The organism is Stenotrophomonas maltophilia (genome assembly GCF_002799155.1).
GTDB lineage: Bacteria > Pseudomonadota > Gammaproteobacteria > Xanthomonadales > Xanthomonadaceae > Stenotrophomonas > Stenotrophomonas maltophilia_R.
In genome coordinates this window covers 1,507,112-1,521,620 of record NZ_NERD01000002.1, presented here as the reverse complement: position 1 = coordinate 1,521,620, position 14,509 = coordinate 1,507,112, and the positions used below count along the sequence as shown (strand labels likewise).

Here is a 14,509-nt window from a genome sequence, read left to right as displayed (position 1 = left end):
TCCCCCAGGATGGGTTCAAGCCCGGTTGGCCACCGGGCTTTTTTTATGGCCCTTGCCGTGGTTCAGCGCGCCTCGCCATCGTCAGCAGCGCCGCGCAGCCGGCGTTCGGCCCGTGCCTCCAGCGCACGCCGGCCTTCCTTGATCGCCTCCTGCAGGATGTCCAGGCGCGGGCGCCATTCGGTCTTGAGTTGCCAGTCGGCCATCCGCATCAGCTCGCCGGCGCGGTTGGACGCGCGCATCAGGCCGAGGTTGCTGGCCACGCCCTTGATCGCGTGGGACTGCTCGCGGAACACATCCCAGCGCGCGGCCTCGCCGGCCTGCTCGGCCTTGCCCATGCAGCCCGCCACGTCCTCCAGGCACTGGCGGATGAACTCGCGTTCGAAACCCTCGCCCATGCCCAGCGAGGCCAGTTCGTCCAGCACACTGCTGTCGAGCACCCCATCCTGCAGCGCCGCCGGCCGCACTACCGGCGCAGCCATGGTCTTCAACTGGGCGTTGTTGGCGATCTCGGCCAGGGTATCGAGCAGGCGGACCGCCACCACGGGCTTGGCCAGGAAGGCATGCGCACCGGCCTGGGTGCAGCGCTGGATCGCCTCGGGCGTGACATCGGCGCTGAGCACCAGCACCGGTGTGCGCGGACCACCGCCGGCCTGCATGACCCGCAGCTCCTTGAGCATGTCCAGCCCGCTCATGCCCGGCATGTGCAGATCGACGATGACCGCGTCGAACTCGCTGTCGGCAAGGGCATCCAGCACCGCCTCGCCGCCGTCCACGCACAGCACGCGATGCCCGGCCTTCTGCAGCAGGCGCTGCAGGACCATGCGGTTGGCCTCGTGGTCGTCGGCCACCAGGATCTGCATGCTGCGCACGCGGGCGCGATGGCGCAGGAACGGATCGGCAAAGGCGATCACGTTGCCGCCCGGCCCCACGTCCTCGTCGCCGGTCAGGCTCGGCACCGCGCCCGGCACCAGCGGCTGCGGCGGCGCGAACGGCAGCTCGACCCAAAAGTGGCTGCCGCGCGGCGGGTTTTCCAGATAGCCGATGTCACCGCCCATGGCTTCGACCAGCCCCTTGGCGATGGTCGTGCCCAGGCCGGTGCCCTCGTGGCGGCGCGCCATGCTGACGTCAGCCTGCTCGAAGGCATCGAACAGCCGCGCACGCATGGCCGGTGCCACGCCGATGCCGGTATCGAGGATGTCGAAGCGCAGCCGCACCGCGCCATTGGTGTCCGCATGGACGACGCCGACACGGATCTCGACCCGGCCGTGGTCGGTGAACTTGACTGCATTGCCGGCCAGGTTCAACAGGATCTGCCGCAGATGCCCGACATCGCCGCGCACGCGTGGCGGCACGCCATCGGCGACCTTCACCCGGTAGTCCAGTCGCTTGGCCTTGGCCTGCGGCAGCAGGATCAGCCCGATCGCCTGGATCACATCGGTCACGGCGAAGTCTTCGGCCACCACGCGCAGCTTGCCGGCTTCGATGGCCGAGATGTCCAGCACTTCCTCTACCAGCGCCAGCAGGCTGCGCGATGATGCCTGGATGGTGTTGAGGCACTCGCGCTGCTCGTCGTCCAGGCGCGTGGTCGCCAGCACTTCGGTCATGCCGTTGAGACCGTTCAACGGCGTGCGGAACTCATGGCTCATGTTGGCCAGGAACCGACTCTTGGCCTCGCTGGCGCGGCGCGCCTCGGCCATCGCTTCCGTCAACTGCCGCAGCAGCGTCGAGAAGTACAGCGGCACCGCCGCCAGGCCGAGCCAGAGGCCGATGGCCAGGCGGAAATTCTGTTGCCAATAAGGGGTCAGCAGCACGGTGCAACCGAAGCTCACCATCGCCATGGCCACCGCCACGTACAGGTAGTGGTTGCCAAAGCGCATGCCGTTGCCGACCGTCACCCACATCACCACGATGTAGACCCAGGCCAGCGGTTCGCCCATCTGAACCATGCCGGCAGCGATCAGCCCATAGTCGGCCAGCATGCCCAGCACGCGGCGAGGATCGGAACGCGCCGGCCGCCACAGCAGCCAACCGAACAGAAGAAGCGACAGGCTCAGGCCGGTCAGCACGATCGCCAGCACGCCGACGTACTGCGCATGCGGCAGATCGTGGCGTGGCGCCGGCAGCAGCACGTAGGCCAGGATCAGGCTGATCAGGGCAATGCGGACGATCTGCTGGCCGTGCTCACTGTCCTGGCGCTGGGACAGGCGCAGCCGCAGCTGCGACAACAGGCGTTTCACGCGCCCAGCCCCGGGCGCGCGGACGCCATCGAATGCTCGGCGCAGATCTGGTCCAGCTGTTCGCGGCCGCGCAGCAGCGCGTCCACGCATCGGGGATCGAACAGGCGGCCACGCTGGGCGTAGAGATAAGCCAGGGTGGCTTCCATGGTCCATGCTTCCTTGTACGGACGGGGGGATATCAGGGCGTCGAAGACATCGGCGACGGCCACGATGCGCGCTTCCAGAGGAATCGCATCGCCAACCAGTCCATCGGGATAGCCGCTGCCGTCGTAACGCTCATGATGACGCAGTGCGATCAAGGCGCCAACCTGGATGAAGCGATTCTGGCTGCCGCTCAGCAGTTCATGGCCAATCCGCGGGTGCCGGCGCATGATCGCCAGCTCCTCCTCGTTGAGCTTGCCCTGCTTGAGCAGCACCGCATCGGGGATGGCGATCTTGCCCATGTCGTGCAGCGGCGCGGCCATCTCGATCAGGCGCACCTCCTCTTCGGGCAGCCCGAGCTGGTCGGCAATCAGGCCGGCCACGCGTGCCATGCGTTCCAGGTAGGCGCTGGTACCGGCGTCACGGAACTCGATCGCACGCGCCAGCCGCGACAGCGTCTCGCGCTCCCGCTCTTCGACTTCATGCATGCTGGCCAGCAGGCGCTGCTCCAACGACAACGCCCGCTGCTTCACGTTCTCGGTCTGCTGGCGCAACTGCAACAGGTTGTAGCAGCGCGCACGCAGTTCGCGCGGGCGGATCGGCTTGACCAGGAAATCAATAACCCCCGCTTCCAGCGCGGCCTGCCGGATCGGTTCGTCGCCGACCACGGTGATCAGGATCACCGGAATGTCGCGGTGCTTGGGCAGGCGCCGGAAGCGACGGGCAAATTCCAGCCCGTCCATCTCCGGCATGCGGTAATCGAGCAGCAGCAGGTCGACCGGATGCGCCTCGCACCACGCCAATGCGGTCAGCGGATCGCCGAAGTCATACACGCTCAGTTCTGGCGCGATGTCCTCGATGACGTGACGCAGCATCGTCCGGGCGGAAGTCTGGTCGTCAACAATGACGATGTTCAACGCGTACTCTGCCTGGTTTTTCGACCATGCTGGATCATCAGCAGGCGAGGATACTCTGCCGCTGCGAACGCTCGCACCCTGCATCGGCCTGACTCCCGTGTCATGCGTCCCGATTCATGATCGTCATCACATTGTGAAGCGGGCTCTCCACGCTGTGCACTCCCCATGGCGCCGATCAAGCCATACCAAGCGTCAAGGTAGTGCAATAACGATACGCCGAGTGCGGGAGGCGTCAATCGCGCCGTCTCGTTTCGGGACGGCGCGCACAATCAGGAGTCAAAAAGACGACTTACTGCTCCGGACGCATGTACGGGAACAGCAACACGTCACGGATCGAGCTGCTGCCGGTCAGCAGCATCACCAGGCGATCGACGCCGATGCCCAGGCCGCCGGTCGGCGCCATGCCGTACTCCAGCGCACGGATGTAGTCGGCGTCGTAGTGCATGGCCTCGTCGTCGCCACCTTCCTTCGCGGCCACCTGGGCCTGGAAGCGCTGGGCCTGGTCTTCCGGATCGTTCAACTCGGAGAAGCCGTTGGCCAGTTCCTTGCCATTGACGAACAGCTCGAAGCGGTCGGTGTAGCCCGGATCATTGTCGTTGGCGCGGGCCAGTGGCGAGACCTCCACCGGGTGATCGGTGATGAAGGTCGGCTGGATCAGGGTGTGCTCGACAGTGGCCTCGAAGATCTCCAGCAGCAGCTTGCCCCAGCCGTAGGACGGCTTGACGCGGATCTTCAAGCGCTCGCAATGCCGCAGCAGCGCGTCACGGTCGGTGCAGTCCGCGGCGGAGATTTCCGGGTTGTGGTGGCGCACCGCCTCGTCCATGCGCCAGCGGCGGAACGCCGGGCCCAGGTCGATCTTCGCGCCGTCCCACTCCACCTCGGTGCCGCCGTTGACCGCCTTGGCCACGTCACGGATCACGCCTTCGGTCAGGTCCATGATCTCGTTGTACGTGGCATAGGCCTCGTACAGCTCCATCATGGTGAATTCCGGGTTGTGGCGCGTGCTGACGCCTTCGTTGCGGAAGTTGCGGTTGATCTCGTACACGCGCTCCAGGCCACCCACGGTCAGGCGCTTGAGGTACAGCTCCGGTGCCACGCGCAGGTACAGGTCCAGGTCCAGCGCGTTGTGGTGGGTGGTGAACGGCTTGGCCGCCGCGCCGCCGGGGATGTAATGCATCATCGGCGTCTCGACTTCCAGGAAGTCGCGGTTGTCCAGCCACGCGCGCATGGCGCGGATGATCTTCGAGCGCTTGATGAACACCGCGCGCGACTCCGGGGTCACGATCAGGTCGACGTAGCGCTGGCGGTAGCGCTGCTCGACGTCGGCCAGGCCGTGCCACTTGTCCGGCAGCGGGCGCAGCGACTTGGTCAGCAGGCGGATCGATTCGGCCTTGACCGACAGCTCGCCGGTCTTGGTGCGGGTCAGGCCGCCTTCGACGGCGATGATGTCGCCCACGTCCCAGCCCTTGAAGGCGGTGTAGGCATCGCCCAGCACGGCACCCTGCAGGAACAGCTGGATGCGGCCGGACTCGTCCTGGATCTGCGCGAAGCTGGCCTTGCCCATGATGCGCTTGGCCATCAGGCGGCCCGCCATCTTCACCTGCCGGCCGTTGCCTTCCAGGGCCTCGGCGGTCCAGGTTTCAGCATCGCCGAATTCTTCCTGCAGGCGGCCGGCGAAGTCTTCGCGACGGAAGTCGTTCGGGTACGCGATGCCCTGCCCACGCAGCGCTTTGAGTTTCTCACGGCGCTCGGCGATCAACTTGTTTTCGTCGACGGGGGGGGTATCGGTAGCTTCGCTCATGGATCTGCGGGAATCGTATAGTGAGGGGGGATGTTGCGCCCGGCGCAGCCGGTTGCCCAGCATACCAAAACCGCCCTGCCCCGGCCCCGGCCACGCCCGCCCGCCCGGTAGCAGCCTGGGGTCAGATCCCTTTTACGAGGCAAAAGGGATCTGACCCCATCCGGGCCCCTCCCTGGACCCTGGATATCTACCTGTTTCCAGGGAACGCCTGACGCAACTCGTCCACCAGTACCCGCTGGTTTTCCGAATAGTCCACCGGCACCGACACCAGGTGCACCCCACCCTCGTTGAAGGCCGCTTCCAGGGTTGGAATGAACTGCTCGATGGCCGTCACTTCGTGGCCCTTGCAGCCATAGGCCTCGGCGTACTTCACGAAATCGGGGTTGCTGAAGGTCATGCCGTAGTCGGTGAAGCCATCCACCGCCTGCTTCCAGCGGATCATCCCGTAGGCGCCGTCGTTGAGGATCAGCACCACCAGGTTCAGGCCCAGCCGGCGCGCGGTCTCCAGCTCCTGGCTGTTCATCATGAATCCGCCATCGCCACACACCGCCAGCACCCGCCGCTGCGGATACAGGATCGAGGCCATGATCGCCGACGGAAGGCCAGCGCCCATCGTCGCCAGCGCGTTGTCCAGCAGCAGCGTATTGGCCACCTGGGTGCGGTAATTGCGCGCAAACCAGATCTTGTACATGCCGTTGTCCAGCGCCACGATGCCGTCCGGCGGCATCACCTGGCGCACGTCATGCACCAGGCGCTGCGGGGTGAATCCAGCGTCCTCGGCACGGTCAGCCAGGTGTTCCAGAATGGTCGCGCGCAGCGGCAGCAGCGCGTCGGCGTTCGGCACTGCACCTTCGATACGGTCGGCAAGCTGGGTCAGCGAACGGCCGATATCGCCGATCACTTCCACCTGCGGGAAGTACACCTGCTCGACCGCCGCCTGCGAGTATCCGATATGGATCACGGTCGGCCCACCCGCGCGCATCACGAACGGCGGCTTCTCGGTGACCTCGTGGCCGATGGTCACGATCACGTCGGCCTGATCGATCGCCATGTGCACGTAGTCACGCTCGGTCAGCGCGGCGGTGCCCATGTACAGGCCCGAGCCACCGGCTACCGCACCCTTGCCCATCTGCGTGGTGAAGAATGGAATGCCCGCGCGCAGCACGAACGCCGACAGCGCGTCGCTGGACTGCGGCCGCGATGCCGCCGAGGCGATCATCAGCAGCGGACGCTTGGCGTTGCGGATGATGTCCGCCGCGCGATCCAGTGCTTCCGGACTGGCAATGGGACGATCCACCGCGTGCGGCGGAATCAGCGCCACCTCCCCGACCTCATCGGCCGCGATGTCTTCGGGCAGCTCCAGCAGCACCGGGCCCGGGCGCTCTTCCAGCGCAGTACGGAATGCCTCGCGCACGATCGTCGGGATGGTGCGCGCCGAGACGATCTGCCGCGCCTGCTTGGTCAGCGGCCTCATCGTGCTGACGATGTCAACGATCTGGAAACGCGCCTGCTTGCTGGCCACGATGCCCTTCTGGCCAGTGATCATGATCACCGGCCACGCGCCCAGCAGCGCGTAGGCGGCGCCGGTGGTGAAGTTGAGCGCGCCCGGGCCAAGCGTGGCCAGGCACACGCCGGGCTTGCCGGTCAGGCGGCCGTAGGTGGCCGCCATGAACACCGCTGCCTGCTCGTGGCGGGTGATGACCAGCTCGATGCTGGAATGGCGCAGCGACTCGACCACGTCGAGATTCTCTTCGCCGGGAATACCGAAAATGCGCTCGACGCCTTCGTTCTCAAGCGCGGCGACGAGCAGATCTGAACCCTTGGACATTGGAATGCCGTCCTTTTCGCTGGACTGATGATGGATCGTTGCAGGAAGGATGGAAGCTGCGCGTCAACGCTTGTCGAACCACACCGTCTGCGCGTTGACGAATTCGCGGATGCCGAAGTGCGAGAGCTCACGGCCGAAGCCGCTCTTCTTCACGCCGCCGATTGGCACGCGCGGGTCCGAAGCGGAGAAACCGTTGACGAACACGCCGCCGGTCTGCAGCCGGCGCGCCAGCTGCATCGCACGGGCGCGGTCGCCGGTCCACAGGTTGCCGCTGAGGCCGAACTCGCTCTGGTTGGCCAGCTCCACTGCATGGTCGGCATCACGGGCGCGACTGATCGAGGCCACCGGACCGAAGGTCTCGGTATCGAAGGCCTGCATGCCCGGCTCCACGTCGGCCAGCACGGTGGGGGCATAGAACGCGCCCGGGCGATCCAGCTGATGGCCGCCGACCAGCAGCTGCGCGCCCGCGTCGACCGAAGCGCGTACCTGCGCGTCCAGCTGTTCCAGCAGGTCCTGGCGTGCCATCGGGCCGATACGGTTGCCGGCTTCACGGCCGTCGCCGATGGTCAGCGCCTGCACCTTCTGGCAGAACTGCGCCACGAAACGGTCGTACACCGCGTCTTCAACGATGATGCGCTTGCCGGCAATGCAGACCTGCCCGGTGTTCTGGAAGCGCGAGGCCACCGCCGCATCGACGGCAGCGTCCAGATCGGCGTCGGCCAGCACGATGAACGGGTCCGAGCCGCCCAGCTCCAGCACCACCTTCTTCAACGCCTGCCCGGCCTGGGCGGCGATGCTGCGGCCTGCGGCCACACTGCCGGTCAGGGTGACGGCGGCGATGCGGTCATCGGCGATCGCACGGCTGGTGCCGTCGCGGCTGATGTTGGCGGCGATGAAGGTGCCTTCCGGCAGACCAGCATCGCGCCAGGCCGCGTCAAGCAGCTGCGCGGTACCGACGATGTTCTCGGCCGGCTTCAGCAGGAAGCCGTTGCCGCCCATCAGGATCGGCACTGCCGCGCGCATTACCTGCCAATACGGGAAGTTCCACGGCATGATGCCCAGCACCACGCCCAGCGGCAGGTAGGACACGTAGGCCTTGTCGTCGGGTACCTGGGTCGGTTCGTCGCGCAGGAACTGCGCACCGTGGTCGGCGTACCAGTCGCACAGCACGGCGCACTTCTCGATCTCGGCCAGCGATTCGGCCTGCACCTTGCCCATCTCGGCGGTGGCCAGCGCGGCCAGCTTTTCGCGGTCACGGCGCAGTACGCCCGCCATCGCGCGCAACACCTGCGCGCGCTGTTCGAGGCTGCTGGCGCTCCAGGCGGCGAAACCAGCCTGGCTGCGGTCGAGGATCGCTTCCAGCTCGGCATCAGTCGCGAAGGGATGGCTGGCGATCTGCAGGCCGGTGGCCGGATCGCGGGAAATGGCGGTAGTGGGGGCAGCGGACATGCAGGTCTCCTGGTGTCTCGACAACGGGCGGCGGCCCGTCTCCTGCACAGGAATGTGGACCTGATCGATGGCAGCAACAAGGCGTCTGCTTATCCTGTGACCTGTACTTACCTGCCTGAATGGGGTGGGTTGTCCTGGCAGGGCTGCGCCCTGGGTACGCGCCATCGCATGCGCGCTGCCGCTCCCACGCTTCGCTACGCGAACCGCGGGCCCCACTTACCAGCTCCCAGACCCCCGCCGCTTCGCGGCCGCCCCCTGACTCAGGGGGCTCTGCCCCAGACACAAGTAAGGTCGCCACAGTAGATCCACGCCATTCGTGGCTGAATCTCTTTCGGAATCAAATATCTCCAATTGAGATCGAAAACCATCCACGCATGGCGTGGATCTACCAGATCACGGGAAATTGTCAGAGGTGGGGCGGTGTCGGAGTGCGGGGTGTCAGCCGCATGGGCCCGAGGCATGCCTCGGGCGGGTTGGGCAGGACGCCCAACCCCGGTCTTGCCGTGTGCGCAGGACTGCGCACACGAGCAAGCGGCTGCCAAGCCTACACGGACGTACTTGCGGCGTCCCCGCACTTCGACACCGCCCCGCCAACCTACGGATAGCTCGCTGTTGCTGTTGCCGTTGCTTCGGCTTGAAGCAGGTGCAGCGCTGCAAGCCCTGCCGAACACCCCCTACTTCCGCGGCAGGTAGGTCACCAGGGAAAGATCGTGCCGACTCTCCGGCACCAGCGCCACGTATTGCAGGTCCAGCAACCCGCGCGTGGGATGGTTCAGCTTCTTCGCGCCTTCATCGAACCGGCGCACGTCGTGCTCCGGCCACCACTGGCGGAACTCCTCGCTGTGCGCCGCGATGTCCTCGACCAGCGCCAGGAAAGGTGCCTTGTCCGGTGCCTGCGCCATCGCCGCGCGGAAGCCGGCCAACAGGCCGCGGGTCATTTCTTCCCAGTTGAGGATCAGCGTGCGGTATGGCGGGTACAGGAACATCAGCCGCAACGTGTTGCGCTCATGCGGCGCCAACTGGCTGTAGTCCACGAACAGGTCGGCGATGGCCGGGTTCCAGGCCAGGATGTCGAAGCGGGTGTTGCGTACGTAGGCCGGAATCGGCTGCATCGCTTCCACCAGCTGGCGCAGGCCGTCGGTCACGCTCTCGTCCGGTGATTCCAGCGGCACGCCGTAGCCGGACAGCGCGAACGCATAGGCGCGTTCGTCGTCGCTCATGCGCAGCACCTGCGCCAGCCGCTCCAATACCTCGGGCGAGGCGCGCACTTCGCGGCCCTGCTCGATCCAGGTGTACCAGCTGACGCTGACGCCGATCGCCAGTGCGACTTCCTCGCGCTTCAGGCCCGGGGTACGCCGGCGCCCGGCCGGCAGGCCGAGCGTGGCGGGGTCGACACGAGCACGGCAGGCCTTGAGGAAGCCACCGAGTTCCTTGCGTTCACTTTCGCTGCGCATCATCGCTCCCCGTCACGGAGAGCGATGATATCCGCGCAGGCGGGTCGATCAGGCATCGACGCGCTTGGAGCCCACGGCCAGGCCGGCCTTCAGGCTGGCCTCGACGAACTCGTCCAGGTCGCCGTCCAGCACCTTCTGCGTGTCCGAGCGTTCGATGCCGGTCCGCAGGTCCTTGATGCGGCTCTGGTCGAGCACGTAGTTGCGGATCTGGCTGCCCCAGCCGATGTCGGACTTGGTGGCTTCCACGGCGTCCTTTTCGGCGTTGCGCTTCTGGATCTCCAGCTCGTACAGCTTGGCGGCCAGCATCTTCATCGCGTTGTCGCGGTTCTGGTGCTGGCTGCGGCCGGTCTGGCAGGCCACAACGATGTTGGTCGGGATGTGGGTGATACGCACCGCCGACTCGGTCTTGTTCACGTGCTGGCCACCGGCACCGGACGAACGGTACACGTCGGTACGCAGGTCGGCCGGGTTGATGGTGATGTCGATGTTGTCATCGATCTCCGGCGACACGAACACCGAGGTGAAGCTGGTGTGGCGGCGGTTGTCCGAGTCGAACGGCGACTTGCGCACCAGGCGGTGCACGCCGGTCTCGGTCTTCAGCCAGCCGTAGGCATAGTCGCCTTCCACGCGCAGCGTGGCCGACTTGATGCCGGCGACGTCGCCACCGGAGACTTCCATCAGCTCGGTCTTCCAGCCGCGCGATTCACACCAGCGCAGGTACATGCGCAGCAGGATCTCGGCCCAGTCCTGGGCTTCGGTGCCACCGGCACCGGCCTGGATGTCGACGAACGCGGCAGCATTGTCCATCTCGCCGGAGAACATGCGCTGGAACTCCAGCTTCTCCACGTGCGCCTGGTGCTTGTCCAGGTCAGCGACCACGGCCAGTGCGGTGTCCTCGTCCTGCTCGGACTCGGCCAGCTCCAGCAGTTCGGTGGCGTCGTTCAGGCCATCGAGCACCGAGGCGATGCCGCCCACGGTCTTTTCCAGGCTGGAACGCTCGCGGCCCAGGTTCTGGGCGTATTCGGCGTTGTTCCAAACGTCGGGGCTTTCCAGCTCCCGCGTTACTTCTTCAAGACGCTCTTTCTTGGCGTCGTAGTCAAAGATACCCCCGAAGCGACAGCACGCGATCGGTCAGATCGGTGATGCGCTGGCGGACAGGATTCAGTTCGATCATGTCGGCGGTTATGCATTCAAAAGATGACTGGCAATGATACCGCAGGCCGCGGGTGCCCGGAATGAGGGCCTGACCCTGCCCCCAGCGCCTGCCGCAGCAACGGCAGCTGGCGCCGGCTGCAGGGCACCTTGGCTCCGTGGCCATATGCAGCAGGGCCTCGCCCCCGTCCAGCGGCTCGATCGAGCGCAGCTGGCCCCGATGGATCAGCCAGCTGCGGTGCGGGCGCAGGAACACGCCCGGGTCCAGCCGCTGCTCCAGTACCGCCATGGTGATCCGCAGCGGGTAGTCGTGGCCGCGTACCCGCAGGTTCACGTAGTTCCCCGCCGCCTGGGCGTACTCCACGTCCGCAGTGGCCGGCACCGTCGGCGGCTGCCTGGTGATCCACGAGCTGCCGATCCGACGCTCGCGCTGGCTGCGACCTCTGTTTGGCCTGCGCGCCGATCCGCCAGCGTCGACGATCGCACGCGCCGTGTCCTTGTAGCGCCGAACCGATGCCCGGCTACCTCTGCCATGAGCCGAGCATGGGCTCGGCTCCACCTCGAGGCAGTCGAGCAAGCTCGACGCTACATAAGCCCGGGATCGGTCATTTCACCTCGAACTCGCCTACCAGCACGGTTTCAGCGCGATCCTTCAACCGCATCGTCACCATCTGGTCTTTCTGCTTGGCCGTGCCCCAGTGCGTGGTCAGGCGCAGCATCAGAGTCGTCGCACCGGTCACCAGCTGCTGACGGCTGCCGAAGTAATTTGCCTCCACCTTGTACTTGCCGGGCTTGGCGTTGCGCAGCGAGAACTGCTCGGGACCATAGCCGCCGGTGAAGTCCTGCGACATCTGCCCACCCTGATAGGTCAGGCGATTGCCGTAGTACGCGCGCTCGCCGTTCGGGTCGGTCACCCACAGGTCCATGTCGCTGTTGTCGGCATCCCACGACAGCACAACGCGCAGGTCCAGCGGCATCGCCTGCAGCAGGCGCGGTTCGATACTGCGGGTGTCCAGGCGCGGCGTGCTGCGTGCCACCAGGTTGGTCAGCTCATCCAGCGCGATCAGGGCGATGCCATCGAAACGGTTGTCCCACGGCCGCACCACCACCTGGTACAGCGGCGCCAGCGCCTGCTGCGGCTTGCCGGCGGCCGCCAGTGCCAAGCCCAGGTCGCGGAAGCTCTGCGGTTCTTCCTGGCCCATCGCCAGCACCTGCTCGAACACTGGCACCGCCAGTGCGGGGGCATCAGCCTGCAACAGCCGGTAGCCGAGCACGCGCAGCAGGTGGCGGTTGTCCAGGTCCATCTCGGCCAGGTTCGACAGCACGCGCAGTGCCAGGTCGCGCTGGCCCTGCTCCAGCAACAGATCGGCCACATCGAGGAAGAACGCGCTGCTGTCGGCGTGGGCATCACGCTCAGCCAGATAGCGGTCATAGAGCTGCGACGGCGGACCCTGGCGCAGGCGACGGGCGATGGCCGAGTCCGGCTGCCAGGCCGCCAGCTGGATGCCGAGCTGGCCGTCGTTGGCGGCAGCGGGCGTGGCCTCAAGGCTGCCGGTCACTGTGATCAGATCCAGCGCCTTGTTGGATGCAGACGCCGAGCGACGTGCACGCGCGCTGCTGGCTTCCATGCGTTGCTCGGCCGCCGCGATCGGCGGGGGGGCGGGCGGTGCCGCGGGGGCCGGCGCGGCCAGCATCGCCACCGGCGCCGAGTCCGTCGCATAGTCCGCGGATGCAACTTCCAGCGCCCCGCCCTTCAACTGCGGAGGCACTCCCTTCGGCCAGCTACGGTTCCACCACTGCTGGCGCTCCTTCCAACGTGCGGCAACCTGGTCCAAGCGCTGGCGATCGGCAGCGGCGCGATCGCTCACCTGCCGTGCGAAACGGGCATCGTACTCCGCGCGCAGTTTGCCGGACGGGCGGATCGCGTAGCGCAGGTAGTCATCCAGGGTTTCCAGCACGATCAACGAGGTGTCCGGACCGACCAGGCCGAACTGCTGTGACAGCAATTGCATAGCTTCGCGGTTGCCTCGGCGGTCGGCGCCGAGCTGCTGCAGACGGCCCTGCGCCCACAAGCCGGCCAGCAGTTCACCGTCATCACTCTTCTGGGTTGCCGGCAGTGCCTGCCATTCACCGCCGCCCACGCGCACCCGCATCGGCACGCCGTCCGCCGCAAGGCGAGCATGCAGCCACAGCCAGCCTTCGGCCTCGCTGCGGCGATCGATCACAACATCCTGTACGCCACGGCCCGCATCGACCTGCACGTCCAACGGCGACGACAGTAGTTCGCGAGCGGCCGCATCAACATCATTACCCAGCGCGACGAAGCGTCCGCCATGCGCTTCGCTCCAGCCGCGCAGGCGCACTGCATCGGTTCGCGCACCGGCACTGCTGACCGTGAACAGGCGCTGCTCCGGCGCGAGTGCTGACAATGCTTCCGGCCCATAGGTCAGCAGGCCATCGCTGACCAGCAGATATTCCTTCACGCTCGGCTGCGGCTGCCACTGCGCCAGCGCGCTGGCACCATCCGGGCGTACGGCCTGCAGTGCTGCACGCAACTCGTTCCAGTTGCCGGCGCGGATACGGAATCGACGCACCGGTTCGGCGCGGTCGCGCAGCACGGTCAATGCGACCGTGCCGTCACCCATCGCGGCGAAATAGCGATCCAGAAGTGCGAACTCACGCGCCCGGTCGCGCTGACCGGAGGACCCGGAACCGTCCCACAGCAGGCCGATTTCGCTGGGAAGCGTGCGCGGCGTGTGGCTGACCGCCACCGGCAGCTGCGCCAGCAGGTAGTGACCATCCTGCCAGCGTGCCACCTGCACCTGTGCCTGACGTGCCGCCGGCAGGCTCCATTGCAGCTGGGCCGGCAACTGCGCACCCCTGCCCTGCCAGTGCAGATAGCCTGCATTGATACGGAACGGAGCCGTACCCGCGGTGGCCGCGCCGGGAGCCTGCAGCTTCAGTTCAACCGAGGCTGCACCGGCGGCAAACTGCAGCGGCAGCGTCCACTGCCAGCCCTGGCCGGCGAAGGCCAACGGCTCGCGGATCACCAGCTGCACGCGCCGGTTGCCGCCGGCCGGCAGCGGATAGATACGCAGGCGGAACTGGTTGCCGGCGGTCTGTTCCAGCAGGCCCGGGTCGACACCGCGGCGGGCAATTTCCTCGAACACCTGGCGGCCACGGTCCTTCGGCACCGGCACGGCGTCGCGCAGTTCATCGTTGATGTCCAGCGCGAAGCCGCTGATCTGCTGGCCATCGGTCAGCGGGAACTGCAGCTCACCCTCAAGCACGCGCCGGTTCGGGTTGTGGAACTCCAGGGTGATCCGGGTCTGGGCGACGCCGGCCTGGACTTCGCCTTCGATGAGGGCGCGCTGCAGCTGCACGGGCTGTTCGGCGGCGGGGGCGATCAGCAACGGGGTGGTGGCATGCGGCCGGGCAATGCGTGGCGACTGCGCGCCGGTGGGCCAGATCGCGAGGGCAAGCATCAACACGCTGCAGCAACGGGCGAAGACCATGACAGGGCTCCAGTG

General features: G+C 66.7%; 8 protein-coding genes and 2 pseudogenes. 1 reads left to right on the top strand and 9 read right to left on the bottom strand.

Translation table 11 applies throughout. The features are described 5' to 3' along the window. Window positions 1-62 precede the first annotated feature (62 nt). From B9Y82_RS07665 to B9Y82_RS07630, 8 genes and pseudogenes are all read right to left on the bottom strand, one after another. The gene (locus tag B9Y82_RS07665) at window positions 63-2,237 is read right to left on the bottom strand and encodes a response regulator (protein ID WP_100472167.1); all 2,175 of its coding nucleotides are present in this window, start codon (window positions 2,235-2,237) and stop codon (window positions 63-65) included. Further along, window positions 2,234-3,379 carry a response regulator gene (locus tag B9Y82_RS07660; protein WP_014037069.1) on the bottom strand — a complete coding sequence of 382 codons (1,146 nt, stop codon included), beginning with the start codon at window positions 3,377-3,379 and terminating at the stop codon, window positions 2,234-2,236. The genes B9Y82_RS07665 and B9Y82_RS07660 overlap by 4 nt, the downstream gene beginning before the upstream one ends. Before the next feature lie 205 nt (window positions 3,380-3,584). Beyond that, entirely contained in the window at window positions 3,585-5,096 is a 1,512-nt protein-coding gene (gene lysS / locus B9Y82_RS07655; RefSeq protein ID WP_100472166.1) for a lysine--tRNA ligase, read from the bottom strand. A gap of 187 nt (window positions 5,097-5,283) precedes the next feature. Next, window positions 5,284-6,924, bottom strand: coding sequence for an acetolactate synthase large subunit (locus tag B9Y82_RS07650; RefSeq protein ID WP_100472165.1), 1,641 nt, complete (start codon window positions 6,922-6,924; stop codon window positions 5,284-5,286). Between the two features lie 63 nt (window positions 6,925-6,987). Continuing rightward, window positions 6,988-8,373: an NAD-dependent succinate-semialdehyde dehydrogenase gene (locus B9Y82_RS07645; protein ID WP_100472164.1), complete on the bottom strand. Its 1,386-nt coding sequence runs from the start codon at window positions 8,371-8,373 to the stop codon at window positions 6,988-6,990. Between the two features lie 674 nt (window positions 8,374-9,047). Further along, the gene (locus B9Y82_RS07640) at window positions 9,048-9,830 is read right to left on the bottom strand and encodes a helix-turn-helix transcriptional regulator (RefSeq protein ID WP_019661470.1); all 783 of its coding nucleotides are present in this window, start codon (window positions 9,828-9,830) and stop codon (window positions 9,048-9,050) included. Between the two features lie 45 nt (window positions 9,831-9,875). After that, window positions 9,876-11,001, bottom strand: a protein-coding gene (prfB, locus tag B9Y82_RS07635; RefSeq protein WP_014037064.1) for a peptide chain release factor 2 whose coding sequence is annotated in 2 segments (ribosomal slippage) — window positions 9,876-10,925 and window positions 10,927-11,001 — 1,125 coding nt in all. Because the reading frame shifts where the segments join, the coding sequence is not laid out codon by codon here. Window positions 11,002-11,017: 16 nt separating this feature from the next. Then, window positions 11,018-11,355, bottom strand: a pseudogene (locus B9Y82_RS07630) (LytTR family DNA-binding domain-containing protein); the annotation flags it as partial. On the opposite strand from B9Y82_RS07630, the pseudogene B9Y82_RS20850 reads away from it, so the two are divergent. Then, window positions 11,348-11,482: pseudogene (locus tag B9Y82_RS20850) on the top strand (acyltransferase family protein); the annotation flags it as partial. The pseudogenes B9Y82_RS07630 and B9Y82_RS20850 sit on opposite strands and share 8 nt — an antisense overlap. Before the next feature lie 102 nt (window positions 11,483-11,584). Here B9Y82_RS20850 and B9Y82_RS07625 read toward each other — a convergent pair. Further along, complete coding sequence (locus B9Y82_RS07625; protein ID WP_100472163.1) at window positions 11,585-14,494, bottom strand: VIT domain-containing protein; 2,910 nt, start codon at window positions 14,492-14,494, stop codon at window positions 11,585-11,587. Window positions 14,495-14,509 lie beyond the last annotated feature (15 nt).

Excerpts from the sequence above, each read along its gene's own strand:
- B9Y82_RS07660 (WP_014037069.1), bottom strand. The coding sequence starts at position 3,379 with ATGCAGGGTGCGAGCGTTCGCAGCGGCAGAGTATCCTCGCCTGCTGAT.
- lysS (WP_100472166.1), bottom strand. The coding sequence starts at position 5,096 with ATGAGCGAAGCTACCGATACCCCCCCCGTCGACGAAAACAAGTTGATC.
- B9Y82_RS07650 (WP_100472165.1), bottom strand. The coding sequence starts at position 6,924 with ATGTCCAAGGGTTCAGATCTGCTCGTCGCCGCGCTTGAGAACGAAGGC.
- B9Y82_RS07645 (WP_100472164.1), bottom strand. The coding sequence starts at position 8,373 with ATGTCCGCTGCCCCCACTACCGCCATTTCCCGCGATCCGGCCACCGGC.
- B9Y82_RS07640 (WP_019661470.1), bottom strand. The coding sequence starts at position 9,830 with ATGATGCGCAGCGAAAGTGAACGCAAGGAACTCGGTGGCTTCCTCAAG.
- B9Y82_RS07625 (WP_100472163.1), bottom strand. The coding sequence starts at position 14,494 with ATGGTCTTCGCCCGTTGCTGCAGCGTGTTGATGCTTGCCCTCGCGATC.